The sequence below is a fragment of the Alicyclobacillus suci genome (assembly GCF_017329615.1).
Taxonomy (GTDB): domain Bacteria; phylum Bacillota; class Bacilli; order Alicyclobacillales; family Alicyclobacillaceae; genus Alicyclobacillus; species Alicyclobacillus suci.
Genome location: NZ_JAFMTW010000047.1, coordinates 1 through 26382 on the forward strand (window position 1 = coordinate 1; position 26382 = coordinate 26382).

Genomic DNA, 26382 nt, shown 5'->3' on the forward strand with positions numbered 1-26382 from the left:
CTCAGATCGCTCGCTCAGTGATCCGACGGATGGCAAGCCTGTCGAGGTGTTTGTCTATCACGGGTGCCACTTCTCAGATCGCTCGCTCAGTGATCCGACAGCTCCCATGCTTCACCCAGGTGAACGCTGGAACCGTGGTGCCACTTCTCAGATCGCTCGCTCAGTGATCCGACAAAATTACAGCCGAAGAGGCATTTGGAGGAATTACGTGCCACTTCTCAGATCGCTCGCTCAGTGATCCGACGTTACGTCGCAATCTGCGCCGCAAATTGATTATGCGTGCCACTTCTCAGATCGCTCGCTCAGTGATCCGACGAACTCCGCCGTACCAACCAACTCCTGAGATCTTTACGTGCCACTTCTCAGATCGCTCGCTCAGTGATCCGACCCTGCTCAGAAGATGCAGTATCAGCAGATTCAGGCGTGCCACTTCTCAGATCGCTCGCTCAGTGATCCGACCAATTGCTCGATTTGTCACTGACAACAGACAGTCGGTGCCACTTCTCAGATCGCTCGCTCAGTGATCCGACTCTGTTGCGTCGCCACGCCAATCTGCCGCCATGGGTGCCACTTCTCAGATCGCTCGCTCAGTGATCCGACTCTCTCAGTCAGCATAAGCCGACTGCCCACTTGTCGTGCCACTTCTCAGATCGCTCGCTCAGTGATCCGACGGAACACTCGCATAAGGTTCGATACTTACTCGGTGAACGTGCCACTTCTCAGATCGCTCGCTCAGTGATCCGACTCCATCACAGATGATTACGGAGTCGTCACGAATATGTGCCACTTCTCAGATCGCTCGCTCAGTGATCCGACGTCCAAGTGATGTCGAACATTGTAATATTATGTGTGTGCCACTTCTCAGATCGCTCGCTCAGTGATCCGACGGAAAAAGGCTGGATGATCTATCTGTAATATTCCAGTGCCACTTCTCAGATCGCTCGCTCAGTGATCCGACGCGGTTTACCTTCAAACGAGGCCATCGCTTTGTCATCGTGCCACTTCTCAGATCGCTCGCTCAGTGATCCGACGTAATTATTAATAAGCGTGTGATAAACATTATCAGTGCCACTTCTCAGATCGCTCGCTCAGTGATCCGACACTGCTACGACGACGGAGATACGCTCTGGATCATGTGCCACTTCTCAGATCGCTCGCTCAGTGATCCGACGTAGCACATGAGTGTATAGGTCTGCGGTAATACGTGCCACTTCTCAGATCGCTCGCTCAGTGATCCGACGCGAACGTCCGATGCCGCACGCGTGTCACGAACGGGCGTGCCACTTCTCAGATCGCTCGCTCAGTGATCCGACGCAGTGCATGCACTCATATATAGCGACACTGTCAACAGCGTGCCACTTCTCAGATCGCTCGCTCAGTGATCCGACTACATACTGCATCAGCGTGCGCCATAAAGGATGCGGTGCCACTTCTCAGATCGCTCGCTCAGTGATCCGACGCCAACATTGCTGAGGCTGTGCCGAGCAGGCTGTCCGTGCCACTTCTCAGATCGCTCGCTCAGTGATCCGACTAATTTTGATGGAATAACCAGGAAACGAATGGGATTGTGCCACTTCTCAGATCGCTCGCTCAGTGATCCGACTAAGGACTATAGTCAACGAAACTCCGCACATTATGTATGTGCCACTTCTCAGATCGCTCGCTCAGTGATCCGACCTTATTCAGTATGGGGCGAGCAACGTAGATTACGTCGTGCCACTTCTCAGATCGCTCGCTCAGTGATCCGACTTCGACCTCGACCGTTGTTCCGAGCGACGTCTACCAGTGCCACTTCTCAGATCGCTCGCTCAGTGATCCGACCGACACGGCTTTGTTCGCTATCGTGTTAGCTTTGATGGTGCCACTTCTCAGATCGCTCGCTCAGTGATCCGACGCGGATGACCCAATGGTTACGATAGAGGCTATTCAGGTGCCACTTCTCAGATCGCTCGCTCAGTGATCCGACACAGCTTTGTAACAGGTATCTTCGTGGCGCCTGACGTGCCACTTCTCAGATCGCTCGCTCAGTGATCCGACGAGATGTAAATGTGGTAGGGTCTTGCCCGCTTGCGTGCCACTTCTCAGATCGCTCGCTCAGTGATCCGACTTCCAGCCGCCGACCGTCTTCTCGGATATCCCAAGCTGTGCCACTTCTCAGATCGCTCGCTCAGTGATCCGACGGTCGTTCGGGTCCGCAACAGTGATTACTCCTATCATTGAGTGCCACTTCTCAGATCGCTCGCTCAGTGATCCGACCAGTTGAACTTTGGCCCTCTTCTAAATCCTTGGGAATCGTGCCACTTCTCAGATCGCTCGCTCAGTGATCCGACAGTGGATCGTCCGCGCTCAACAGTGGGTATTGCATGTGCCACTTCTCAGATCGCTCGCTCAGTGATCCGACGAACAAATCCGTCATCCCGGCAATCCGTGCACACCTTAGTGCCACTTCTCAGATCGCTCGCTCAGTGATCCGACTCCTCATAATCAGCGGCGCAGACATACTCCTTACTGGTGCCACTTCTCAGATCGCTCGCTCAGTGATCCGACCAATAACACTCGGCAACACTTTTCACCTCCAAAGTAAGTGCCACTTCTCAGATCGCTCGCTCAGTGATCCGACTTAAATTCAATTAAAATATAGTTCGAGTGCTCGGCGGTGCCACTTCTCAGATCGCTCGCTCAGTGATCCGACTTTATCTGCACGCGGTGGAATTGTTCACATACGAGGGTGCCACTTCTCAGATCGCTCGCTCAGTGATCCGACGCCGTAAATGGTGCCATCCGCCCTGTAAAGAAACCGTGCCACTTCTCAGATCGCTCGCTCAGTGATCCGACGAGGTTCTTTGATATACAAAGCTCTCATGGAAGAGATGTGCCACTTCTCAGATCGCTCGCTCAGTGATCCGACACAAGTGTTGGCAAGCGGTCCGATATGGACGCGGCAACGTGCCACTTCTCAGATCGCTCGCTCAGTGATCCGACTCTCTAAAACCGTCATAACAGCGTAATTTGCGAGGTCGTGCCACTTCTCAGATCGCTCGCTCAGTGATCCGACAGCACAAGTCTTCAGTAGACTATCAGGGCATCTAGTGCCACTTCTCAGATCGCTCGCTCAGTGATCCGACGGCGGGCGCTCGCAGCCCTTGAACCACGCGGAGATCCAAGCCCATAAACGAGCACTTGATGTTTCCCATCGATTTCATCCCGTTCCATTCTCGTTCTCTCCCGTCATTTCGCCGCGAATCCCTTGTCCCACCTATGTTTCGAGCGCCTCCCAGGGTTTTCGCCCTGAACAGGCGCTCGAAAGGTCAGAACACTGAGCGAGCGTTCTTTTTGAGAAGCTCAACGGGCTTTGCCACCTGGAAAGTGGCCATTGGCACACCCGTTGAATAATCTGTCCTTTAGACAAGTTATATTTTACACGTTTTTGAAGTTCACATCAAATCCTCAAAACACCAATCCCTTCAAATCCAATGGTACGAAATCCCGTCCAATGCACGACATATTCCGCTCGGCAGCGTTCGCCTGCACAGTTCCAATCCTTGCAAAAATGACTTGATCCATCGACTGATGAATCACGTCCAAGAGCAATTGCTTCAACTCAGCCTCATCCTTTTCAGTGAGTTGACATAAAAACACCGAATACTGAACGTGCATGCCATAGCCTCGCACGATTTTGTATACCTTTCGCCAGCGTTTTTGATCACTGATATCGTAGCTCACCAGCACATATCGGCGCATCGCCATCACCTCGTGACAATTGGGCGATATTCCGGCAATTCGCCCATCAAGTATCGCGACAAGAAGCGCGCTTCTAGTTCCAACATCCGACGATAACTCAATTTGTAACCGAACACCGGATGCGTCACGGTCTCGTGCATGCGCCGCTCAAACGCCTGGAAAAATCGTTTCCGTCCAGGTAGCTTCAACGAACAGGACTCCTGCCCAATGTAAAAGTCATCCCAAGCAATTTCGCCGGTGTTCAATGTGCGAACGACCACAGAATCCGCAATGATCGCTCGAAATGGCTCCATCATGTCCAGTACCAATGATGGACGCCCAGTTGCAATACGATGGTAAAAACCCATCAGGGGATCCAGGCCCACCGCAGCCAAGGCGGCATACATGTCCCGTTCCAGCAACGAATATCCGAGTGACAGCAAAGCGTTGACCGGATCCTTCGGTGGGCGGCGATTTCTGCCGTTCATCAACGTTTCGCCCGCAGGGACACCTTTTACTTTCAACATCAGCACAAACGCCTGCATGTACTGTTTCGCCGCAATCCCTTCAATGCCGAGCAACGAGTCGATAGAAGTGGCTTCTTCGGAGCGTCGGGCGTGATTGAGCAAATCTTTCAAAATGACCTTGTCGAGCCCGTGCGCATTTCGACGAAGCAAGGTGCGCTGGTTGAGAATCTTCGCGCGAACGATGTATCTCGCAAGTGTCAGTCGATCACGCTCGTCCCCAAACCGCCTGAACTGTTCACGCCGCACCAAGACATTTTTCGAAATCAAGTTGTGGTTCATCCCGACGAGACGCCCCGCGGCAGTCAGGTAGCTGATGGTGACGCCGGACTCCATACAATCGTGGACCAATTGGGTGGAAATTTGAACGTTCCCGAAGAGAGAGATGTGCCGAACATCTTTTAACGGAACGGTCGATTCCATCCCATCTTTCGACGTGATGGTCAACTCGTAACCACGCTTTCCGACCCGGGTCCCGGGCTCCGACACATACACGGTTCCTAAATCATCTCGACTGGGCACAATATCTCGTATCGGGACGGCCTCTCCGTTCGGACTCGTCAAGCGAATCGTTTCGTCCGGAAGACAGACACCATTCAACGAGCATCGGAAGCATTTGTCGGATTTCAACAATGGCGAAGGCATCGAAGCCTGCTCCAACTCGTGTGCTCTCCGGATGGTGGCAACCGTTGCAGCAATCAACTCCTCCGAAAATACAATCCGAACTGTCTGTCTGTTTCCTCGGTAAAACAACTTCCCCGCAACGGTTGGAAATCCGTTGGCTCTGAGTAACAATCCTTGTGCACACAACTGTATCTGGTCATTCGGCCACGCCTTGCCGTCCAATTCCCACTCGCCGAGGCGAAATGAAGTACCACCGTTTGGCGCGCTTGAATGTTTCGCCTCAACCGGCTCCCAATACCCGTCGTCCTGATAGCGAATCGCATCCAATTTGCCCACAATCCCCAAATCCTCGTCGCCGAGATGGAGGCTCTGCGGTGCAAAACCCCACACATCCTGCCCGACATCTGATGGTCTTTTACGACGATCCGCCCGGTCGTGCTGGCCACTGCCTTCCACTGTGTCCGCGGATTTTTCGAATAGCCCTTGCACGTGCATCAAATGATATAAACGTTCGCAATAAGAGAGTTCATTTAGCATCCGAATCGGTACGGCCATGTCCCTCACTCCACCTACAGTCTGGTGCCACAACCGCGCTGTCAATCTATTACCAGTCTGGGCCGATTGAGAGACTTCTAAACACCGCAAGCTCGTTCGAAATTGCGAGAAATCCCGTTTTGTCGTTAAATATCCCCCGTATTTTCACACGCACTTTCTGGTAAGCAAACGCGCGAGCGAATCTGCTTGACCAAGTATCCTTCAATCCGCTGGTTCACCATCGACCAAAACTCCTTTTGCCTGGTCCAGTCGCCACGATTGATAATGCCGGACGGATCACGCATCAAAACGACCGATTTCTCCCTCGCCTCGTCTGCTTCCACAAGCAGTTCCGCCTCTTCCTCCGACAATTCCTCTTGCGCGAAAGCCTTTCTCCGCTTCTTCCCGCGCTCTCGCTCATAATAGGTGACCCCTGTATTGGTATAAAACACCTTGTTGCCATATGAATCCGCCGTTCGCTTTCCTGTAAGCCTTGGAATCAGAACGGGTTCCCCGTCCACTTCACCCCAATCACACCGCAACCGAATTTGACTGATATCAAAATCAGACCAGAGTCGCCGCTGCAGGTTTTGCGCAGCATTCAGGTCGGCATGAATCTGATGAAAGTCCCCCTCCTCCGCACTGAACGGCGAGACAAAAAACTCTCCTTCACCCGTGGGGATGAGGTCGTCTGCGCGAAGGGGACAACCATCCAACTTGTGTTCCGCCACAAACTTGTTCAGCCACCAAGGAAATGGTTCTGGATTCTGCTCCCGAGCGCAACGCGCCGGAACCCTGCGACAGCGGATACCCGGTGCCCCGGTTCGCGCGTCGAATCGCGACGAGAACGCTGCATACATCGTCCCCACGAGTAAATCGTGGACTTGGGCCTGATTCAACAACTCCTGGAACACGCCGCGATGGCTCCATTGCATCAACTGGTTGTTTTCGCTCGGAGGCCTGTCGTTATTGAACCGATACTCGCTCAATTCCTCCAGCAGGATGAGCTGGCACGGCGGATACTTCGCAACCCACGTTCCTTTGCCTCGCTCAGCATCCAACGCGTACACATAACCGAGCGCCTCCATAATGATGCGATCCGCCAATTTCTTTAGCCGATCTTCCTTCGCGTGATCAATGTGTTCACGCAGCGTGGTCGCAAATCGAGATCCCTTCTCCGCACGAATCACTTGTCCCGATACCTTGCCAAAAAAGCTCCAACTCTTGAGAAACTTGTATTGACGTTCCAAATACTCAATTTGCTCAATCGAATTTCCACCGACGACATCTTTCTGATAGCCGCGAATCTTGGGCCGCTCTCCACTTCGTACGTCCTTTCGCCAATCGCGAACCTGTTTGCCCATATGGCGCCACACGCGGCGAACGCTCTCGTAGACAGCCTCCGTCCATTCCCTGTCGCCACAGATGCCATAGAGTGACTTAAGCTTCTGAAGTTCGCCTTCAAAGGCTTCGCGCCAATCCGGTGTCATGTGATTGGCGGCATCCACCGACTGCTCGATAAGCTTTGCCCAACTCCGTTCACGTCGCCCCACATCTTCCGACCCACACCGCACGAGCAAGCGCAAATACGCCAGCTGCGTCCGCAGCTGCCGCAATATCCGTTGGCGCTCTTCTCGGATAGCACGCAGGTCCTTCGACTCCGTTTCACCGGGCAGCTTCAAAAGTTGTGATCGTTCATGAACCGCGACGAGATTGTCATTCCCTTTGATTGGAAAGAAAAACGGTACACGGCCTTCCGAGTTCGGCTTCAACTCGTCCTTCCGGGCAACGCGAAAAACGGAAATCGATGCCGATGTGCGAAGGCCGAGATCGACACTCATTACCCGTAGCCCGGAAAGCAAACCCTCCGACCCGAGCTTCCCATCATCCGGATGTTCCGCAAGATAATTCGATAATTTATCGAAATGGGCAAACGCGCGATGGGTATCCCCGACCAGGCGAAATACTGCAGCATACGGCGGGCGGCGTTCTCCACGCGCCTCAGACTGACTCTGCACACGTACGCTGAGATTGAGATAAACATCCCTCGCCCCTCTGCGTCGATGCACATGATCCAGCTGATCCCGGCGGTACTGGATTTTCGCCCCACCGAATTCGCCTGTGAAATGCTGATCGGTCCCGTGATCTCGAAAAGACAGCTCAGTCGGTTCATTGGATTCTCCAGGAAGCAGATCATCCAATTGCGCTGACATGGAAATGGGCACCGTTACATCATCAACTTCTTTTGCGACACCATGCTCGATGGTCAATAGCTTTTGAAAACGAATCGCGTGCCTGCCTTCTCCGAATTCGTTGAACAAAAAGGTGTACTGGTGCAAATTCCCGCCCAATTTATCAAAGCGAGTCCAAATCGGATGCGCAGTTGCATCCGGTAAAGTAAACGTCGCGAACATTTTTGCGTGATTCAGTTTGCGAAGGATGCTATTGTACGCCGCGTAACGCGTGAGAAACGAAGCATCTTCGCGCCACAGGGCCTGATACTTCGGTTCTGCCAATTTCGCGAACAAGTCGTGTGAGCCGAATCGCCTCGTGTTACGTCTCTGCACATTCTTGATTTCGGTGTCGTACAAATCGAATGGCGCATCAGGGTCGAGTTTCTCCCACTTCTCAAACACTTTGTCCGATCCGCGCAATGCCCGTCCCGTCAGATAATGCGCGGTTTGCTCTTTCGATTCGAGCCCGTGCGATGCTTCTTTCATATCTTGTTGCAACTGATTGACGAGTTGAACCAGATGTTCCTGGCCGACGAAGTTCTTCTGCTCAAATCGACTCTTTTGCTCTACCAGTTTCGCGTACGCTTCCCCAACGCGCTGATTCCACGACTCCCACGACATCATCCGTTCGATGGCCTGTTGGAACATATCCCTGTCCCACGTCCGAACCGCTTGTCCCTTCCGAAGCGGTTTCCACTGAACCGATGACATGTCGGAATCGGTGTACACGCGCATCAGTGGCTTTAACCCAAAATCCGCGAGCGCGCGCAAAACATCCGCAGTTCGGTCCGTAGATTTCCTCGCCTCAGCCTTCGCCTTCTCCTCTTCCCAGCCAGGTTCCCCCGCGTCGCGCATGCGAACCCACCGCGGTTTGTTCCCCGCCTTCGCGATTCCAAGCCCACCCACTGCGTCCTTGTCGGCCAAGGGGCTCAAAAATTTGCGCGCAATTTGCTGCGCGTCGCCTTTGGCACCTATCGCCTGCGGAACCAGCAGCTCATAAAGTTGACGAGCCAACTGCAGCAATTCATCGTCCGATCCCGCCGGATCACGGTGCCCATTCTCCACTTGACGCGCGCGCAGCCGCTCCAACAATTCGACTTTGCATTCTTCTGCAGTCTTATAACATTCTTGCTCTCCGTCTCCATTCGGACTTCTTCGATACAAATTCTCTTGACGGAGAAGACTCAGCCATTCCGTGTAATATCGAACCCCCGCGTTGACCTCCGTATGGAGTTTCCATAAACCAGCCCGAATCTCCGGCATATTATCGAGGCGAAGTTTCACTTTAATGGATTTAACGGTCATGTTTTTCACCTCTGTTCAAAAATGGAGGATGGAGCGCACCTAACACACTCCATCCACACGGGTTTGTCACTTGTGTCGAGACGATGAAACGGTCAATTTAAGCGCAATGGTGATGCGCTTTAGCTGTTTTCAGATTCGACTTTTTCAGTCGAAAAACCTCCTTTCCGCCACTAATTTTGGAATTATCCACCGCCAATGTGCGTTTGTTGTTGCCTAAAGGGCTACTGCCGGCTTAAGACACTCACGGCCCCTTTTATGGGTCCATCGACGCGAACATCTCAATGATGTGCATTGCCGTTTTCCGATGGATGTTAAGCACGACCTTTAGCCGTTAGGACACTCTAATACCACGGTTAATACATTCCCTTTAATTCATAAAATTCATACATTAAACCCCGCACCTTCTCTTCAATACTGAGCACAATTTCAGTATGAATAGTACTCAACACTAAGAAATCACACATTGTTGCCATATTTATAGGGTTCGTCCAGCACTCTAGTCTGAATAATCAAAATTAATCCTTGATGAAAGGGTTAATCCTCCTTTCGTACGGAAACATCTATGGAATATGCCAATGTCACCACAAAAATTTTCTTCAAAAATCTCAAATTCTCAGGGATGATTTCCGAACAAGTGTTCTCACATTGTGGTTCAGTGTATAATTGAATACAGGTTTATCCGAGGACAGGACTTAGAAGCTGCTTTGTCGAATAGTAGCGTCGAATAGTAGCAGTGTATGTCGTCACTTTGAGGGGAGTTATTCACATATGTCGTACCCAGTAATTTCACTGTTCAGTGGTGCGATGGGATTAGACTTGGGATTACAACAGGCGGGATTGGACATACGGATTTCGCAAGACATAGACCCGTGGTGCGTAAAGACTGCACAAGCAAATAACGCACCAAGCGTACTGGGAGACATTAAGAAGCTGATTGAAGAAGACCCAGAATGTGGATTTCTGTTAGGGCCGTCGGGACTACGACCAGAAGAAGCTTTTGCAGTCGTTGGTGGGCCGCCTTGTCAACCTTTCAGCACGGCAGGAAAACGTCTTGGAACGAAGGACCCACGTGGAAGTTTATTTATGGAGTTTATCCACGTAATTCGAGTAACACGTCCACGTTTCTTCGTTATGGAGAACGTCAAAGGTCTTATGTCAGCGGCCATCAAGCACCGTCCTATAAACGCTAGAGACGATCGTCCACTGGAGCCAGAAGAACGTGCTGGTTCAGCGTTTGAAGTCATTAAGCAGATGTTCAATGAATTGGGATACAAGATTGTTCACGGCGTTCTGGATGCGGCCCATTATGGCGTACCACAGTTTCGTGAAAGATTGGTCATTATCGGCTCACGTGACCACGAAAACATCTTTTTACCGAAGCCTACACACTTTCAGATACACCAAGATCCATCACACCGCTGGTGTACACTACGAGACGCTATCGAAGATTTGGAGAACGAACCAGGACCGTGTGCCAGCTTCTCCCCTGAACGATTACGTTTTTTACGAATGATACCTATGGGCGGGAACTGGCGTAGCCTGCCGGAAGAGTTGATCCCTATTGCAATGGGCGGGGCATACAAAAGTGGTGGAGGGAAGGTTGGATTCTACCGACGTTTGGATTATAACCAACCGTCACCGACGCTTGTAACTAGTCCTGTACAAAAGGCGACGATGTTGTGCCATCCGACCCAAAACCGTCCGTTGTCCGTCCGTGAATACGCACGTATCCAACAGTTCCCTGACGATTGGATTATCGAAGGTAGTGTGTCGGACTGTTATCGACAGATTGGCAACGCCGTTCCGGTCGGACTTGGAAAGGCTATTGGTCAAATGTTGATTGCCGTAGCGAATGGAAACGCCGAAATCAAGACACGCCGCTTACGTGGCACATCTGTACACCAAGCATTACATGAATCACAGCAAATTGCTTTGGAATTTGTGAAGTGAGAGTGGGGATACTGTGATTACTTCGGAACAATTAGAAGCGAAAATTGCTGAACTGCTGGATGACTTTTATCAACGTCGGATTGACAAAATTAGTGGACTAAAACTCAAAGACGCACTGAAGAGAAAGAATCCGTACCTGTATCGTGCAATCGGCGTTCAGAAAGCGGGAGAGATTGTTGAAGGGCTGTTATCAGCGTATATGTCCAGTAGTGACGAAGGGATTTTCGGTGACGCTTTTTTTGAGCCCTTGGCCAAATTCGTTTCCGGTGGCGTTGTATCTCCGTCAGAAGGCGTTGACGTTGCCAGAGAAACCGAATCAACGTACATGGCTATAGCAGTCAAAAGTGGGCCAAGCGTCTTCAATGCCCAAAGTAGAAAACGCCAAATTGACGACTTTAAGACACTAGAGAATCGACTACGAAAGTTGCGCAAGCATTTTGACCCTGTGGTGGGTTACAGTTACGGCAACAAACAGCAAAAGAAGAACACCTTGGCACCATTTCGTGAGTTGGCTGGACAAGCATTTTGGGAAGAAATCACGGGTAACCCCGATTTCTATCTGGAAATTATTCGTCTAATGAAAGACAAGCCGCAAGAACACTTACCTGTTTATCGAAAGGCGTGGGACGCAGCTGTCAATCGGTTCACCTTAGAGTTCATACAAAACTTCTGTGACATAGACGGCAACATTAATTGGGAACGGCTTGTTCAGTTTAATAGTGGTAAGCCTCAAAAATAACTAATTGTGGAATGACGACTCACAACAAGTCGTCTTTTGTTTTGGGCTTTCACATTAACCAGTTTAGTGTGTTAATGGCCAATTTAGTTCCAGCAGAAATGGTCATGGGTAGAGACTCGGGTAGTGTCCCGTCAAGACCAGCTATATGATGTCAAGTCCATTATCGAGTTTCAAGAACAATGAGAGGAAGTGGTGTTTAAGGCCGCATTTAAGCGTGCGAAAAACAGAATAATAATTAAAATATTCTGTTAAAATGGGGTCCATTGCTCTAGTTCCGTACCATGATTTTGCCGTGTTCGCTAACAAATCCACCAAAAAGGTAGAAAATGAACAATACACCTTGAATAAAGCCACTATATATGGTACTACAAATTAAAGAGGTGACGGTGATGAGTCAATTTGAGAAGTTGCTGGAGAAAATTAAAAACAATCCTCGCGACATTCGTTTCGAGGAACTTGAAAAACTCCTTCGCAGGTTAGGATTTAATATACGCCAGCCGCGAGGTGGCTCCAGCCATTATTACTTCTCAAATGGACAAACAAGCATATCAATTCCTCGTCACGGTAAATATGTTGGTTATGTGTACGTCGAACAAGTCATAGACATTTTGAAAAATGAAGGAGTGCTGTAAATGGAAAAGGACATTGAATATTACATGTCACTTCCATATACCATCACCATTATTCCTGACACCATTTCAGGCGGTTACGTTGCAAAGGTAAATGAATTACCTGGATGCTTAACACAATCCGACTCGTTAAATAATCTAGCCCAACTTATTGAAGATGCAAAACGTGGATGGATTGAGATAGCATTAGAAGACGGTCGACCCATTCCTGAACCCTCAGTTCACGGAGAATACTCCGGTAAATTCAATGTACGAGTCCCAAAGTCTTTGCACCGCGAGCTTGCTGAAAGAGCTGAAAAAGAAGGTGTCAGTCTAAACCAGTACATTGTGTATCAACTTTCCCGCGACATGGGGTTGTCCAACGACAAGGCATCTGACTGAGATGAAATGATATTAAAATTGCCCATAATCAAAATTAATACCTTCACTAAAAAAGACCCCTTATTCAGGGGTCTCATCCACATCTGCATTTAGCCTGTTAAGCCAAAATCGATTCACGGGTCTACAGTTCACAATCCGTTCCTTCGGTGTCTTAGGCAAATCCATCTGAGTTACGACTTTATGCACTTTTTTCTGTATGCCATAGACAGAATGATCCTCGTTCCATTCCAATGTCGGAGCGTGAGTAGTCACTAAACAATAACCCTGCTATCAGGCGATTTGAAGATAGACTCAAGGGCATCACAAGGTAATCTAAGCAGTAAAAAAGTATTTAATGGGCGAGTATGGTGGCCTATTATTGTACGCGTGGCATAGGCAAACTCCCGACCCAAGGTACACGAATCGCATTTGAGGCTATGACAAGTCGCATTCGCCATACAACGATTATATTCTCACGATACATCTTAAGCTTGGCAACATCGGCAGAATACTGATATGATGGCACATTGGGTGGTCTGTTTCTAGCGCTCTGCGAACGTTGAGTTATAAACCATCCGTTGCGAAAATCCGTTCAAGAGCGCACGAGAATCGGTCATTCCAAACGCTCCTCAAAAATCACTCAATAGCTTCGAAATAATCTGCTCCTGAAAGACTTTCTTCCGTACAAGCGTCATTGCAGGAATCAATTCATCATCCCAGTCTACGTTGAGGCTCTGCAGCATTTGTACTTCTCTATCAGACAGTTCCGGCTGCTTCTCATGACTTGCCAACCGGTACGTATACGCATCCATATACCATGGCTCGAACGCGTCCCCGTATCGGTTGCCAAGCGACAAGGTCATCTGCAGGCCCTTCACGTCAAAGTCCCCGTTGTAGCGAATTGTCGATCCGGCAGCAACCGCCATGTCCAACAGTCGAAGCGCCGCGACCGACGGTTGCCCGCTGGTGCAGACAACCGGAACGCCAAATGGAAGCTGCTCAATCAGTTCGGCGAACACGGATGGATTTTCCACGACGTATACGGAGTCTACCGCTGGCACTTTCGTCATATGATTGTCCAACGCCATCAGCGGAAGCGCGACCGGCACTTCAAACAAACCAGCCCAGTTTCCGACCCAGACAATCGAACTCACGTCATCGAGTCGAATACCAGCTTTCAGATAGACTTGTCGCATAGACTCCGACGGTGCGTCGTTGGCCGTATCGGTCGAGTCGAGATCGTCACCATGTTCCGAATCAGACGTGGCGGTCGGCTGCAGTGCGCTTATGAAGGGGCTATCTGCAGCATCGGAATCGACCGTCAACGCGACCAATCCCCAATAAAACACCTTGCCCGCAAGTGTATTCCGGTCCAGCCCGTGGGGATCTCCCGTGACCTCCGCCGCAAACACAGGCAGCCTCCACACGCGATGCGGCGAAAGAGATACCTCCAAAGCTTTCATCGCGATGCGCCAATCGTCGCATCGACCTATTCGTTGATAAGCCCGATAACAGTCCATGTAGGTGCGATAGCCTGGAGCGTTTCCCTCGCTCAGTCGCTCAATCCAATCAAGCACTGCCGGACGATGAACGCCTGCTTTCGCCCAATCGCGAAAGGCGGTCCAACTGGCTGAGGCGTCGGCCAGTTGCTCTTCCCGTGTGCGCAGGTCCGGGAACAAACGTCCCAGGACTTCCACCAACCCCACACGAAATTTACTGTTCCGAAGCGCCTCATCCACCTTCACCAGTTGAATGGCGACCTCCGTCCGCCCGACAAAATTCACCGCCAGCAACCCTGACAATGCGTCTACCTCTTCGTCGGATAGCCTTGTGAGCTGAACGCGCCCACCAACTCTCCCGTGTCGCTGGTATTTATCCGCCACCGCTCGCCACAATCGCTCGAACCCGGGCTGCTGAAGATACGTCATCAATTCGTCCATCGTAGCCCCCCAGACCCGCCTTACGTTCAGTATCATTCGAGAACCGGTGCAACCGTAGCTGCAGCCTCCTGCGCCGAACGCCAATCGTCACCATCCACGATGCGTCTGGTATGTCCATTCCAATAATATGGAATCACCGTGACGAAATCGACGTCGCCGGGTCGGAAGATCTCGTAGATGGACAGCGCTGGAACGGTGTCGTAACATCCCCAGAGTTGTTGGCTTGTCATCATATAGTCGAACTTCATATCCGTCAACAATTCGAACATATCGCGCATATTTTCTTCGTCCACACCAGCGAACGCTTCGTCGAGTGAAATGAGACGCGGCGCGTCTGGGCGAGAATCGTTAAACCTCGAATCGGTCGCCGCAAACAAAGGAATGTACATCGCCATCGCCTTTTCACCGCCGCTCAGCACGTTAAATTGCGAATCCGTCAACTCTCTGCGAGACGCCATACCGCCTTTGCGATAATACAACGTGAACGAAAACCAATTCCGATAATCTAGGAATTCACGAATCAAGTTCCGCAGTGTTTCTCCAGATTCGGACTCTTCTTTCGCCATGCGTATGCGGGAACGAAAATGCTCAATCATATCTTCCATTTCTTCGTCCAGCAACGTGCTGGGGCTCTTGCGCAACAAATAAACGAGCCGCTCCGTGTCCAATTCCCGCTCACCACGGGCAGGGCGAGGCTTCCAGTCCAAGGACAACACCATACCGCTCGACGTGTTCCGCAGTGACATAAAATGGTTCATCTCTTTGACCCAGCGTTCCGCGCGGTTAATCTTGTCTCGTATCGCGCGACCGACACTGTGAATCAGAATCTGTTCGTACAACTCACGGTCCTTCTCGCTGATCAAAATCCGCTGCTCTTCGACCATCCGCACGAGCTCCTGATGGATGCGAAATGGTGTCCAAACGTGATTTCTATCTCGCCTCGATTCGATAAACAGCCGCTCCAACGATTCGTCAAACCGCGACTCCAGTGAGTAGTCAAGAAGCGTGTTTTTTTCGACGGCAAAAACTTCCCGCAACTGATCCGTGATGGACTGGATATTGCGAGCTTCACAAACCGCGCGCAACGCACGAAAAACCTTACGCGCCGCTTGAATCACTTCCTGACGCCCGCTAAGCGCCACAGTTTCGTCCCCATCTGCCATACCATGAACCGTGAAACCAAGTTGCCACTCCTGACGGAAACGCTCGATACACGATTCGAGTGCTTGCTCACTTTTAGCCAATGCCTCCCGTTTCTCCCGCAGCCGCTCTTGGAGGCTCGCCACCTTCGTCGCCCGTTCGACTTTCATGTCCTGCAGCGTCTCGAGCTGCCTGCGCAACATCTCCAAGCGTTCCTTCAGTTGGCGTTCTTCATCATGTACATTGAGCGCCCCTAACGCCTCCAAACGCGCTCGCAACGACGTGATAGTCGTCTGCAAGCCAGACAAACGGCGGCGCAATTCTGTCTCGGTCGACATGTCTTCGTCGATATGCTGCGCCAGTCTGTCAATTTCGTCCTTCAAATACCGCATTTCCGAACGCATTCGCGCAGACAATTGCGCGCTCATTCGGCATGATTGACAGGTTTGTTCATAACTGCGCAACAAGCCAAGCGCATGCTGAAAATCCGATTCGATTCGCAGTGCATCCCACCGGGAGGTATAGGAGACCAGAACTTCCTTCACCTTTTGCCAGGCGACCTGCTGCATCTTGAACGCGTCTGTTTGCTTTGCTTCCACGTCTCTCGCGTATGCAAAATCGCGTTTCGCCATCTCAAGTTGAGCAAACTGTGTTCTGAGTGGCTCTTCCGGGGGAAAAGCCGCAAACTCTGCGTGCATTGCGCGAATACGGCGCTCTATCTCGGCAATTTCGCTATCTAGTTCCCCAATCCGATCCGTCAGCGCAGAAATCTCTTCCTTCAATCGCGCCATCGCCGCCTGCCGGGATCGTTTGCGCGCTTCAAAGCCAATCCATTCCGCGCTCGGCTTGCTTGCACTCTGCCCCATCAAAGGTCCCAGCATGTACTGGCCGAACGTCGTCACGGCCGCTGTGTTGGCATCCTCAACCGAATCCGGATTCGCAATCAGAATCGTGCGAAGCACGTCTTCCACGAATTGCGGCGTCAACCCACTTTCCTCCGACGGTGTCGGCATCAGATAGTCAGCCAGTGTATAACCAAACACAGCAGGGTTCGGTCGAATCCATCCGTCTTCGTCGCCATCTTCAACAGGCGGTGCCTCCGGCGACACCCACGCGTCGAGCAGTCCACTCTGAAACAACGCCGTCTCCAATGCAGCCCGGGTAGGCTCGTCCACCGAATCCCGGAACTCGCATACTTTGTACAGTGGCGCGCCCGAAATGCGCTTGTCTGCTGCCAGAGCCAGCCGCCGATTGCGCGTGTCAGATCTCGCGCCCGTCCGAGGTGGTTCGGCTTCCTTAAAGGTGCGCCACTCCTCCAACTCGCGTTCTAACTGTGTTCGCTGCTCTTCCAACAAAGATTTCTCGTGCGCGAACTGCAAACGCGCTTCTGTCGCCTTACTCCGCCCTGTATCCAATGCTTCCTTGGCTGGCGTGAGAATCTGGTCATACGAAAGCTCGCCGTAACGGCGCAAATCGTGGAGGAGAGAACGCCAAGCCTCCTCGGATACGGGCAGTTCCGTCAATCCCTTAAACCAAGCGAAGGCGAGATCCTCCTGCAAAGTAATCGCGGCGGACAAGTCTCTTTCTCGCTCCTGCACCGTTTTCTCCGCAGCATCCCGCCGCTCCCGGGCCACGCTCATCTGTCTCTCCGCTTCCTTGAGCTTATCCGCCTCTCTTCGTTCTTTGCGAATCAAATCGAGCGCGTGCTCTAGCTCGCCACGATAACGGTCCGCATCTGCCAACCAGCGCTGCCACGTCGCCTCGTCTAAATCCTCCAAGGAGGTACTGGCACCGCCCGCATAGGCCTCATGCGTGCTAAATTCAATGTCCATGGCAATCTCGGCCATGTCCTTAAGCCAACCGCGCTGTTTGTGCTCCTCGTCTTCGAGTTTGCGCAGTTCCGCGTCGACCCGAACCTGCTTTCGTCTTACTTCTTCCTTGTTTTGCGCGATACGCTCTTCCGTATCTTTTAACTCGCGCGCGGTGTCGTTCACTCGATTTTGCGCACCATCCAACTCAATTCGAAGCTCCATGCCCTCAGAACGCTTGAGCAACTCAAGTTCCGTCTCCGTCTTGTCCCTATCTTTGATAGCCTGAACAAACGCCTGGTCCGTCTCTTCCCTCTCGGCCTCCGCCCGCTTCAACAGCGCGACCTGTTCCTCCGCCGCCTGGAACGCGTCGTCGACAACCTTCGTCGCGTCAACGGTTCGTTTCGCCGTTTCATACAGCCACATCTGGTTGTAACGCTCGTACGCGTCCGCAAGCCGCTTCGCCGCATCCTGATGCAGCGTCAGTTCATCCAATCTGTCGCTGATTTCGTCCATGTCCTGCAAAACCTGCGACAGCGGAAGCAAATCCTCGTCCCCAAGCGGCGGCAACGAGTCGTTCAAGATGGTATAAATCGTCGTCGGCCGAAACTCCTTGGACAATTTTGGCGATCTCAATTGAATCAAAAGGTTGAGCAAATCCTTGTACGCCTGCTCATCCTTGAACCCAAACAAAATCTGGTTGACCATCTGCTGGTATTCCCGCTGTTCCTTGACGACGCGGCCGCCCGCGCCAATCACTGCTTCGAGCCCGGCGTAATCAAGCGGGATCTTCTCACCTTCCCGTTCGAACACATCGATGTCATAAAGGAAGAAATCGTGTCCAATCCGCCGCCCGTCCGTCAAACTAAATCCCCAAAACTGGACTTGATTGGCCCCTCGCCGCGCCCGCAGGCCGATGCCGACCGTGACGGTCTTGTCCGTCGCTGGCTGAATGAACTCCAAGTAAACATAGCCTGTCCGATCCGAAATACCACTTTCCGCGTCGCCAAGGAGGTAGTATTCGATTTTGCGGTCTTTGGAACCAAACGGATCGAGCCGTACCGGCCGTTTGTCACCGTCAAGCACCAGTGGAAGGAAGCTCTGCATCGTGACGGACTTGCCAGCACCATTCGCGCCCCGCAGAATTAAGCGTCCATCGGACAATTGAAAACTTTCATCAGTATAAAACCAGAAGTTCAGAAACCCAGCCCGATTCATCTGCCAACGTTCATTCGCCATCAGATCACGCTCCTCCATTTCCGACACTCGCAACATCGTAAGTTCCGCAGTATCTCGACAGCCCTGGCAACAACACAACGGTGCCCGTGTCCTCCACCGCTGCCAAATTCCACTCGACCATATGCGCAAGAATGTCATTCGCCAACAGCGTCGTCGATTTTTCGCGATGTTCCTTCGTCCAGTACGGTTCACTCGTTTCCCGGAGTGAAAGCAAAATTCCTTCAAACTCGCCGCGGGTCAGGTGTACACATCCATGCTCATCGCGTGGATAACTGTCCGGCGTTTCTATCAACCTGTCGCGCAACTTCGCGGCGAATTGCATCGTGACGTCTGATGCGGCAGACTGGGTCGGAAACAAGTCCACTTCCGCCATCAATTCCGGCCAATAGAAATAAAGCCCCTCGCGAAAGCGACGACCTTCAAGTCCCACCATCTCTTCCAGCTGCGAAGTAATCCAAGACCGCTGAGTCTGAACATAGCGCCGTTCTTCATCCGTCCACTCGAAATCGTAGACGACAGGTTCCATCAAAAGGCGGCGGAAGACCTTGTGCCGGCGGGATCGAACATCCGCATTATGCATCATGTCACCACTAGTTGGCACCACAGCCGTTTGTTCCACCTCGTACAATTCGTCGATCTCGCCATACGCCATTAATTCCCTAGGAAATCGCCTTAGGACATATCGAGCCAGCGGCGACGCCTCGTACAGCACGTTCGCGGTGGCGCCATCGCGCGCCCAGCCGGTTTCCTCGCCTTCGATGGACGTGAGTACACCAAGCCATCGCAACTTTTTCAACGCACGAACCATCGACAAGCGGTGATCGTACAACGCCCAGTCGACATCGAATCCGAGTCCCAACAGATGATTCCGAATCGCCTCCACCATCTCTGTGAGCAAAAACTGTTCCCCGTCCGACTTCGCCTCCAAATACCACAAACCATAAGTGAACAAAGCGTAGTCTCGGGGTTGATGAAACCCGTCGATACCCATCCAACTTCGGAACACGCCAGGGATCTTATCGAGCTTCGCGAATGACCTCGTCACCAACAGCGAATACCCGGCATGCTCATGAAACCAGTCGCGAAGGTACTCATAGTGATCTTTAATCAGCAGAAACGCTTCGGGATCATCCTGTTTCGTCAACCACGGTCGACTCAAGAGCGCCATCGCAACCGCCTGCAAATCGCGCTTGACCTCGGCGCGAGTCGGCCCCTTCCGTCTCGTAGACGCATTCATGATCTAGTTGCCTCCCGAATGGAGATATGAAAATTCGGCATGTCCAACTGACCATCGGAGAAAGTGAGTTCCGCTCGCTCGTCCGACTCAGGTAGCGCCAATTCGATATGATAGCCGTCCGCCGTTCGAAACCGCCTCGCTTTGTTGACCAAGCAACGACTGATCCAAGACAGCAGCACACGGCGCTGCTCGGTCGACAACACGTCGAGATCGGACAAGTGGAAATTGCCAAGCTCAGCAAACCCTCGCACAACAGCCGCTTCCTGCTCCATTTGCGCGAGCAGCACCTGTCTCGCCTCAGCTTGCTCCCCCTCACGCGATCTGACAGGCTCGGTGGATCCCGCTTTGCGCCGAACCCGACTCCGAGACGTGAGTTCCCGCACCATCGGCGCCTCGTCCCACATCGACAAATCGGGCGAATCAGACCCTCTCGGCGGCTCCCCCTGAAAATGCCGAGGCTTCATCAGTCCATACACCGCCGCGCCCAATTTATGCGCGTCTTCCACTGAATCGAGGCGCAGGAACCACTGCCCCAAGTAATCCAACTCCCGACGCCGACTGATGCCAAGCCGTTGCTTTTCCTGAATGGCGATGGCATAGCGCACCATGCGCCCGATGGTGTCCTTCGTGGCGCGTTCGAGAAACACCACGTCACTTTCCTCGATGTCGCTCCCGACGAACCATCGCGTCAAAATCGCCCACTCTTCCAGCCGCCCGTTCAGGCGCTCTTCCGCAGACAACACATCGTCGAGACTAGGCGTTCGCATCTCATCCTCGACAACGGCTGCCAGAAAGGTTCTCCACTTAGCCGGCTCCGTCCGGCGAATCAACCCTTCAACCTGTGCCCCATACTTTTGAAGACCCAGCATAAAATTTTGCAGATAATTGGTTAACGTGTCTTTAAAAACGAGAAACTGCTCCGTCAGCATTAATTCTTCCGCACGGGTCGTTTGCAAACTGGCCAGATAATCGGAGGCGTTCTCATGAAGCGTTCGAAACGCGGCTTGCAAATCTCTCCACAGCTGAAGGGCCTCTCCCGGGGCAAATTGTCCTGTATGCTCCGCAACCGTTCGAACATACACGACAATCCGCTCGAGCAGTGTCGGCTCCAATGATCCGCCGTACCCTTGAATACTCTCCAAACTCTCGAGCATACGCTCAATCTCAATCGCATACGGCGTCATCTGATATCGATATCGCTTGCGCAAATACTCTTCGATAGACCCAGCCCGACCCCCATCGTGGCTACTGGTCAGGTTTCGCCATTCCGTCAGCACGTCCAGGTCCCGCTGACACAGTTCGAGGCTGTAGTCGTCCAGCAGATTCCATGCGGAAATGCCCGCAAACACTTCCTCAGGCTTCAACCAGTACTTCAACTTGCGATAGTTATCATAGAAAAATCGCATAATGAGCCGATATCGCCCCACATTATCGGCATTGAGATACTTAACCTCGGGCACTGGCTTGACCCAAAGTTCCCTGGGTTGACGTCGATTCATCGCACTCATCCTCTGCAAGACAACGGAATCTATCTCATCATTATATCCTACATCCACAGTCATTCGAGCCCCCTCTCACTTAGGAATCTATAGGGAATTATGAAACGAATTGATGCAGTTGTTAGAAAATTTAAGTAACCAGGGATGAAACAACGCCTCATGCCGATGTTCATGGTGTTTAGGATTGTCGGGTGTGGAAGTAAATATACCTCAGCAATCATACGCTTTGAGTTGCATGGATAGGCGGAAGATTAGGTAGGACGTGTAAATGATGACACTGAAGGGATTATGCTATTTTGAGAATTAAGTGGTCTGAATAGTCTTCGATTTTATTGACTTCAGTAGCAGGCGTGTACATTCTGATAGACCCATTTGACCGAATGCCCAGTCACAAAATGCCAAAACCAATTGAGACAGATTTAGTTGTAAAATATTCTCAATTCAGGTTAATCTGTAACTCAATCATCTTCCTTTTTCTCAGGCTACATGGATGTCATTAATCTCACATTATATCTATAATGCAGATATTACAATACTCGGAGATATAGGAGAGAAAGATGAGTCAATCAGGTGGAATCTACGAGGAAATACAGCTAGCAAATAAAATATACCCGCAACCGAATCAGCGCTCAACTGTAGTTCACCCAAACCTCTACGCGCAGTTCTTAACGCAGCAAATTGCTCGAGACATCGGGACTAAGCTTCAGCAGCTTGCGCTTGAGCAGCGGTATGACGAGATGCTGGAGATGGCACAGAGCATCCAGCGTCAGGTGAATGCAGATGAACGTTCGTGTTTCCACAGCCCACTATCTACGATTCATTATCGATTTGATGATGACTATATACCAACCTTCCCGGATATCTACCTGACACACCCTGCGTTTATCTCGAACCACAGTTCAGACCCATATGCACTGAACTTCTTTAAAAGCCTTAAGTTTGAGCTACAGACGGCGGATAAAATGTACTTTGTGGTCAGCTTTATTCGTTGGTCAGGGCTTCAGATCCTACTGCGTACATTGGATGAACGCATGAAAAAGGGAAAGCCAATCCGAGTTGTCACCACGAACTACATGTACATAACGGAACCCAAAGCACTCCGGAGGCTTATGCAGCACGAAAACTTGGAACTTCGCATGTATGACACTTCGACGGAATCATTCCACACAAAGGCATATATCTTTGAAAGGGAATCAGGGTTACATACGGTTATCATTGGGTCATCCAACTTGTCTCACGCAGCATTAAGAACAGGTCATGAGTGGAACGTGAAACTTCCGCATGCACCACATTTGCCTATTTTTGAATCTGCGCGCAAGCATTTTGATGAGATTTGGAATATGACCGAGAGCATTCCTGTCACAATCGAAGTTTTGGAACAATACGAAGCGAACTACAAGAAACATCACCTAGGCAGCACAAAGCGAAACATTATGTCATCAAGTCTGTCACCATTAATCATTGCAGATCCAAAAACCAACTATCTGCCATCAACCACCTTCAAGCCAAACAAAATGCAATCTAAAGCTCTTATATCATTGGACCAAACGCGGAAGGATGGGTTTCGAAAAGGCGTCGTAATTGCTGCAACAGGTACTGGCAAGACATACCTTGCCGCATTTGATGCCAAGCAGTATGGTGCACAAAGCGTTTTGTTCCTGGCGCATCGGGACGAACTGTTGGAAGGTGCAAAGCAAACTTTTGTGGACGTATTCGGCAACGCTGCACTATGTGGGAAGTTAACTGGAAACAAAAAAGACTGGGATAAACCATTTTTATTTTCCACAGTCCAGACCATGCACCGCCCAGATGTAATGTCTCGATTTCATCCCAATCAATTTGAATACATCGTGATCGACGAATTCCACCATGCCCAGGCAGAAACGTATCGAGAAATTATCGAGTACTTCAATCCTCGGTTCTTACTTGGGCTAACAGCCACTCCAGAACGCATGGATGGACGAGATGTATTGGAATTATGTGAGAACAACGTCGTGTATGAGATTCGTCTCCGCGATGCCTTATCGAATGACCTGCTAGCACCGTTCCATTACTTTGGGCTCGCTGATGATACAGTAGACTACGAAACAGTCGGCACACGAAATGGCCAGTTTGATGTTGCAGACCTAGCCCGTGCACTAGCAACCCACGAACGCGTTGACTACGTCATTGAGATGATGGAGAAGTACGGGCACGACGGTGATAGGCGAATTGCGCTCGGCTTCTGCGCTAGCGTCGAACATGCGTTGTTCATGGCACAGGAATTTCGTGCAAGAGGATATGAAGCAGTTGCCTTGACCGGTAAGGATGCATCAGAAGTACGACAAAGCACCATTTGTAAATTAGAGGACGAACATGATCCACTTGAAATCATATTTACGGTGGATATCTTTAACGAAGGGATCGACATTCCCAATGTGAATCTCCTCTTGTTCCTACGGCCCACTGAATCAGCAACCATTTTTCTACAACAATTGGGCCGCGGCCTTCGGAAAGCAAATGACAAGGAATACGTGACCGTCCTCGACTTCATTGGGAACTATGAAAGGTCATTCGTGGTGCCGCTAGCTCTGTGCGGACAACTGAATCATAAGGCATTCGATCGCGATTCTCTTCGCATCGCCGTCGAAACTGAATTTGCTGACCTGCCAGATGGATGCTTTGTGGATTTAGATCCGGTTACGCGTGAACGCATACTTCGCAAGATTGAATCTGTACGGATGAACCAGACAGAGATGCTCAAGGATATCTATCGCTCATTTCGACAACTACTCGGTAGAGCACCTGAGCTTGAAGACTTCCTTTACACAGAGGAGGCACCAGGTATCCACTTTTTTATTTCAAAGTTTGGTTCGTGGGTGCAAACCAAGCAAAAGATGGGTGATGCCAGCGAGTTTGATGAGTCCCTGTTGAATCATTCTTTTACACTCGAATTGATTCAATCGTTGGAGAAAATGCTTCCTATAAAGTGGCCATATGAGTTTGCTATCTTACAAAGCGCATTGGAATCAGGCAAAACGACGATCTCTGCGGTTATGACTCGGTTAAAGGAATTATTCGGCAACCATCTGCGCGATGAGGCTTGTATACCATACATTGAGCGTTCCATGAAGAAACTCTGCATGGTTCGGGGCAAAAAGAATTGGTCGTTTGGCACAATGGACAGCGAGGCCCTCAACCTAAACCCACGCGTTTGGAAGCTATGGCAGCAGGACGGGACGAAAGAGTACTTGAACAGGCGGTTGGAATATGGACTGCTGGAGTTCAGGAGAACATACCACCCGAACGTGTTTTTTGGAAGTCGACAAGGGGTCGTCCTGTATCAAAACTATACGCGAAACGACCTTATTTATCTGTTCCAATCTGACGCCAAAGAAGGATCATGGCGCGAAGGAGTCAGTCGATCGGGGAATCACTACTTATTGTTTGTTAATTTGAATAAAGACGCATCCGTGGCCGAGCATCTACATTACCGCGATTATTTCATAGACAACTGCCACTTTCACTGGCAAAGTCAAAACGCGACGGCTCACCACTCAGACCGTGGTCAGGACTATATCCACCATAAGGAGCGAGACATACACATCCACTTATTCATGCGGAAATTTGAGAAAATGCACGGTGAAACACTCCCATTTATCTATCTGGGAGAAGTCGATTACGTGTCCAGCCACGGAGATCAGCCCATGAATGTTACTTGGAGACTTCACCAACCGATTCCGGATGATTTGTATGTCGACTTTACTCGCTAAGGACCTGCACTAGTATTTCAACCGTTGGGATATCCGCGGGAGCCCAGGCTAAGGACTTGAGTTCATTCAATGGCATCCAAACCAATTTCTCATGCTCCTTGGCTATGGGCTTTCCGCGGACGATTCGTGCATGGTAGGTCGACAAATTTACAATTATGTTTGGATATTGATGGGTTACTTCAGCCACAAGATTTGCAACCTCTATATTACACCCTAACTCCTCAGCTATTTCGCGTACAAGTGCTGCCTGTGGTGTTTCCTCAGGCTCAATTTTCCCGCCAGGGAACTCCCACAAACCGGGAAGGGACATGGCTTGAGAGCGCAGCGCGCAAAGGACTTCTTGTTTATCATTTATGATTATGGCAGCAACAACCCTTACGGTTTTCATCGTTATCCTCCGTTGGTCGCACCAGTGCATTGAACAGGACATATGAACACGCCGCTGATCCTTCCTTTTACACAACGCACTATTTCGGACGAGGTGCTTATCCCTATGATAGGGCATCAAATAGAAAACAATCAATTGCCAATTGAAATTCAGCCCGTTTTTCGAGAACTGAATGTCCCAAACACTTGCGTAAGACTTTTGTCTACCCCTACTGCACCCCGTTTGTTGAGCTTTTGCCATGTACCGGCTAAAAACCCCCTCATTCAATGCTACGATAATGCGGTAAATCGTTCCTGCGGATGCTCTTTAGCTCTCTGAGTGATGCGATGTAATTCAGTTGACATCACGTATTCCTCCTCTGTGTGAGGTTGATGTAGGCAATCAATTCATCTCGCGTGAATGTCCAGTGTAGCACCAAATGCTATGAAATACGGGGAGAATCGTGAAGGATCAGCGACCTTCATAGGATGAGCCGCCAATAACGATTGGCGGCTCAAATCTTATGTTGAAGTATTCCTTCGTACACATTATGTACAATTGCCAAGAAGTATGATGGGTAAACGTGGGGCAGACACAATGGATTGTATTTGTCAAGCGAAAAATCCCCCACATGTTCACCGAAAAATCCCCCACCTAAAACTGGGCATCATGCAAGGTTTTTCTTTTCAAGCCACTCCTTCGTCTCTTTCATGCGAAACGAATTTCCGTTCATGTTAATCGTGTAGGATTGGTGAGTCAGCCGGTCAATCATGGCTGCTGT

14 protein-coding genes and 1 CRISPR repeat array are annotated in these 26382 nt (G+C 50.8%); of the genes, 5 read left to right on the top strand and 9 right to left on the bottom strand.

The window, feature by feature from the left end; translation table 11 throughout:
• The first annotated feature begins 63 nt into the window (after positions 1–63).
• Positions 64–3125: a CRISPR direct-repeat array (repeat unit 36 nt; unit sequence GTGCCACTTCTCAGATCGCTCGCTCAGTGATCCGAC).
• Positions 3126–3447: 322 nt separating this feature from the next.
• From cas2 to cas12b, 3 genes are all read right to left on the bottom strand, one after another.
• Positions 3448–3741 carry a CRISPR-associated endonuclease Cas2 gene (cas2, locus tag J3482_RS16775; RefSeq protein WP_146824400.1) on the bottom strand — a complete coding sequence of 98 codons (294 nt, stop codon included), beginning with the start codon at positions 3739–3741 and terminating at the stop codon, positions 3448–3450.
• Positions 3742–3746: 5 nt separating this feature from the next.
• Positions 3747–5423 carry a CRISPR-associated endonuclease Cas4g/Cas1g gene (gene cas4g/cas1g, locus J3482_RS16780; protein ID WP_146824401.1) on the bottom strand — a complete coding sequence of 559 codons (1677 nt, stop codon included), beginning with the start codon at positions 5421–5423 and terminating at the stop codon, positions 3747–3749.
• Positions 5424–5548: 125 nt separating this feature from the next.
• Entirely contained in the window at positions 5549–8941 is a 3393-nt protein-coding gene (cas12b, locus tag J3482_RS16785; RefSeq protein WP_206922773.1) for a type V CRISPR-associated protein Cas12b, read from the bottom strand.
• 768 nt (positions 8942–9709) lie between these two features.
• On the opposite strand from cas12b, the gene J3482_RS16790 reads away from it, so the two are divergent.
• From J3482_RS16790 to J3482_RS16805, 4 genes are all read left to right on the top strand, one after another.
• Positions 9710–10891, top strand: coding sequence for a DNA cytosine methyltransferase (locus tag J3482_RS16790; RefSeq protein WP_206922774.1), 1182 nt, complete (start codon positions 9710–9712; stop codon positions 10889–10891).
• A 13-nt stretch (positions 10892–10904) separates the two neighbouring features.
• Entirely contained in the window at positions 10905–11630 is a 726-nt protein-coding gene (locus tag J3482_RS16795) for a PmeII family type II restriction endonuclease (RefSeq protein WP_206922775.1), read from the top strand.
• A gap of 389 nt (positions 11631–12019) precedes the next feature.
• The gene (locus J3482_RS16800; protein ID WP_146824404.1) at positions 12020–12262 is read left to right on the top strand and encodes a type II toxin-antitoxin system HicA family toxin; all 243 of its coding nucleotides are present in this window, start codon (positions 12020–12022) and stop codon (positions 12260–12262) included.
• Entirely contained in the window at positions 12263–12640 is a 378-nt protein-coding gene (locus J3482_RS16805) for a type II toxin-antitoxin system HicB family antitoxin (protein ID WP_236018325.1), read from the top strand.
• A 608-nt stretch (positions 12641–13248) separates the two neighbouring features.
• Here J3482_RS16805 and J3482_RS16810 read toward each other — a convergent pair.
• The 4 genes from J3482_RS16810 to J3482_RS16825 are packed head-to-tail and all read right to left on the bottom strand — an operon-like array spanning position 13249 to position 21482.
• Positions 13249–14559, bottom strand: a complete 1311-nt coding sequence (locus J3482_RS16810; RefSeq protein WP_206922776.1) for a TIGR02679 domain-containing protein — start codon at positions 14557–14559, stop codon at positions 13249–13251.
• Positions 14560–14591: 32 nt separating this feature from the next.
• A complete protein-coding gene (locus tag J3482_RS16815) occupies positions 14592–18746 on the bottom strand; it encodes a TIGR02680 family protein (protein WP_206922777.1) in 4155 nt (1384 codons plus the stop codon).
• Positions 18747–18750: 4 nt separating this feature from the next.
• Positions 18751–19983 (bottom strand): TIGR02678 family protein, encoded by a 1233-nt coding sequence (locus J3482_RS16820; protein ID WP_206922778.1) that lies wholly within the window; start codon positions 19981–19983, stop codon positions 18751–18753.
• The gene (locus J3482_RS16825; RefSeq protein WP_206922779.1) at positions 19980–21482 is read right to left on the bottom strand and encodes a TIGR02677 family protein; all 1503 of its coding nucleotides are present in this window, start codon (positions 21480–21482) and stop codon (positions 19980–19982) included. Before J3482_RS16825 ends, J3482_RS16820 begins: the two co-directional genes overlap by 4 nt.
• A 557-nt stretch (positions 21483–22039) precedes the next feature.
• Between J3482_RS16825 and J3482_RS16830 the strand changes: the two genes are divergently transcribed.
• Positions 22040–25234 (top strand): DUF3427 domain-containing protein, encoded by a 3195-nt coding sequence (locus J3482_RS16830; RefSeq protein WP_146824470.1) that lies wholly within the window; start codon positions 22040–22042, stop codon positions 25232–25234.
• Here the strand turns inward: J3482_RS16830 and J3482_RS16835 are convergent.
• Positions 25224–25622, bottom strand: coding sequence for a (deoxy)nucleoside triphosphate pyrophosphohydrolase (locus J3482_RS16835; RefSeq protein ID WP_206922780.1), 399 nt, complete (start codon positions 25620–25622; stop codon positions 25224–25226). The genes J3482_RS16830 and J3482_RS16835 overlap by 11 nt on opposite strands.
• Before the next feature lie 646 nt (positions 25623–26268).
• Positions 26269–26382, bottom strand: a 114-nt coding sequence (locus tag J3482_RS21025) for an ATP-binding protein (protein WP_236018327.1), incomplete at its 5' end; no start/stop codon positions are given.

Excerpts from the sequence above, each read along its gene's own strand:
- cas2 (WP_146824400.1), bottom strand. The coding sequence starts at position 3,741 with ATGCGCCGATATGTGCTGGTGAGCTACGATATCAGTGATCAAAAACGC.
- cas4g/cas1g (WP_146824401.1), bottom strand. The coding sequence starts at position 5,423 with ATGGCCGTACCGATTCGGATGCTAAATGAACTCTCTTATTGCGAACGT.
- cas12b (WP_206922773.1), bottom strand. The coding sequence starts at position 8,941 with ATGACCGTTAAATCCATTAAAGTGAAACTTCGCCTCGATAATATGCCG.
- J3482_RS16790 (WP_206922774.1), top strand. The coding sequence starts at position 9,710 with ATGTCGTACCCAGTAATTTCACTGTTCAGTGGTGCGATGGGATTAGAC.
- J3482_RS16800 (WP_146824404.1), top strand. The coding sequence starts at position 12,020 with ATGAGTCAATTTGAGAAGTTGCTGGAGAAAATTAAAAACAATCCTCGC.
- J3482_RS16805 (WP_236018325.1), top strand. The coding sequence starts at position 12,263 with ATGGAAAAGGACATTGAATATTACATGTCACTTCCATATACCATCACC.
- J3482_RS16810 (WP_206922776.1), bottom strand. The coding sequence starts at position 14,559 with ATGGACGAATTGATGACGTATCTTCAGCAGCCCGGGTTCGAGCGATTG.
- J3482_RS16815 (WP_206922777.1), bottom strand. The coding sequence starts at position 18,746 with ATGGCGAATGAACGTTGGCAGATGAATCGGGCTGGGTTTCTGAACTTC.
- J3482_RS16820 (WP_206922778.1), bottom strand. The coding sequence starts at position 19,983 with ATGAATGCGTCTACGAGACGGAAGGGGCCGACTCGCGCCGAGGTCAAG.
- J3482_RS16825 (WP_206922779.1), bottom strand. The coding sequence starts at position 21,482 with ATGAATCGACGTCAACCCAGGGAACTTTGGGTCAAGCCAGTGCCCGAG.
- J3482_RS16830 (WP_146824470.1), top strand. The coding sequence starts at position 22,040 with ATGAGTCAATCAGGTGGAATCTACGAGGAAATACAGCTAGCAAATAAA.
- J3482_RS16835 (WP_206922780.1), bottom strand. The coding sequence starts at position 25,622 with ATGAAAACCGTAAGGGTTGTTGCTGCCATAATCATAAATGATAAACAA.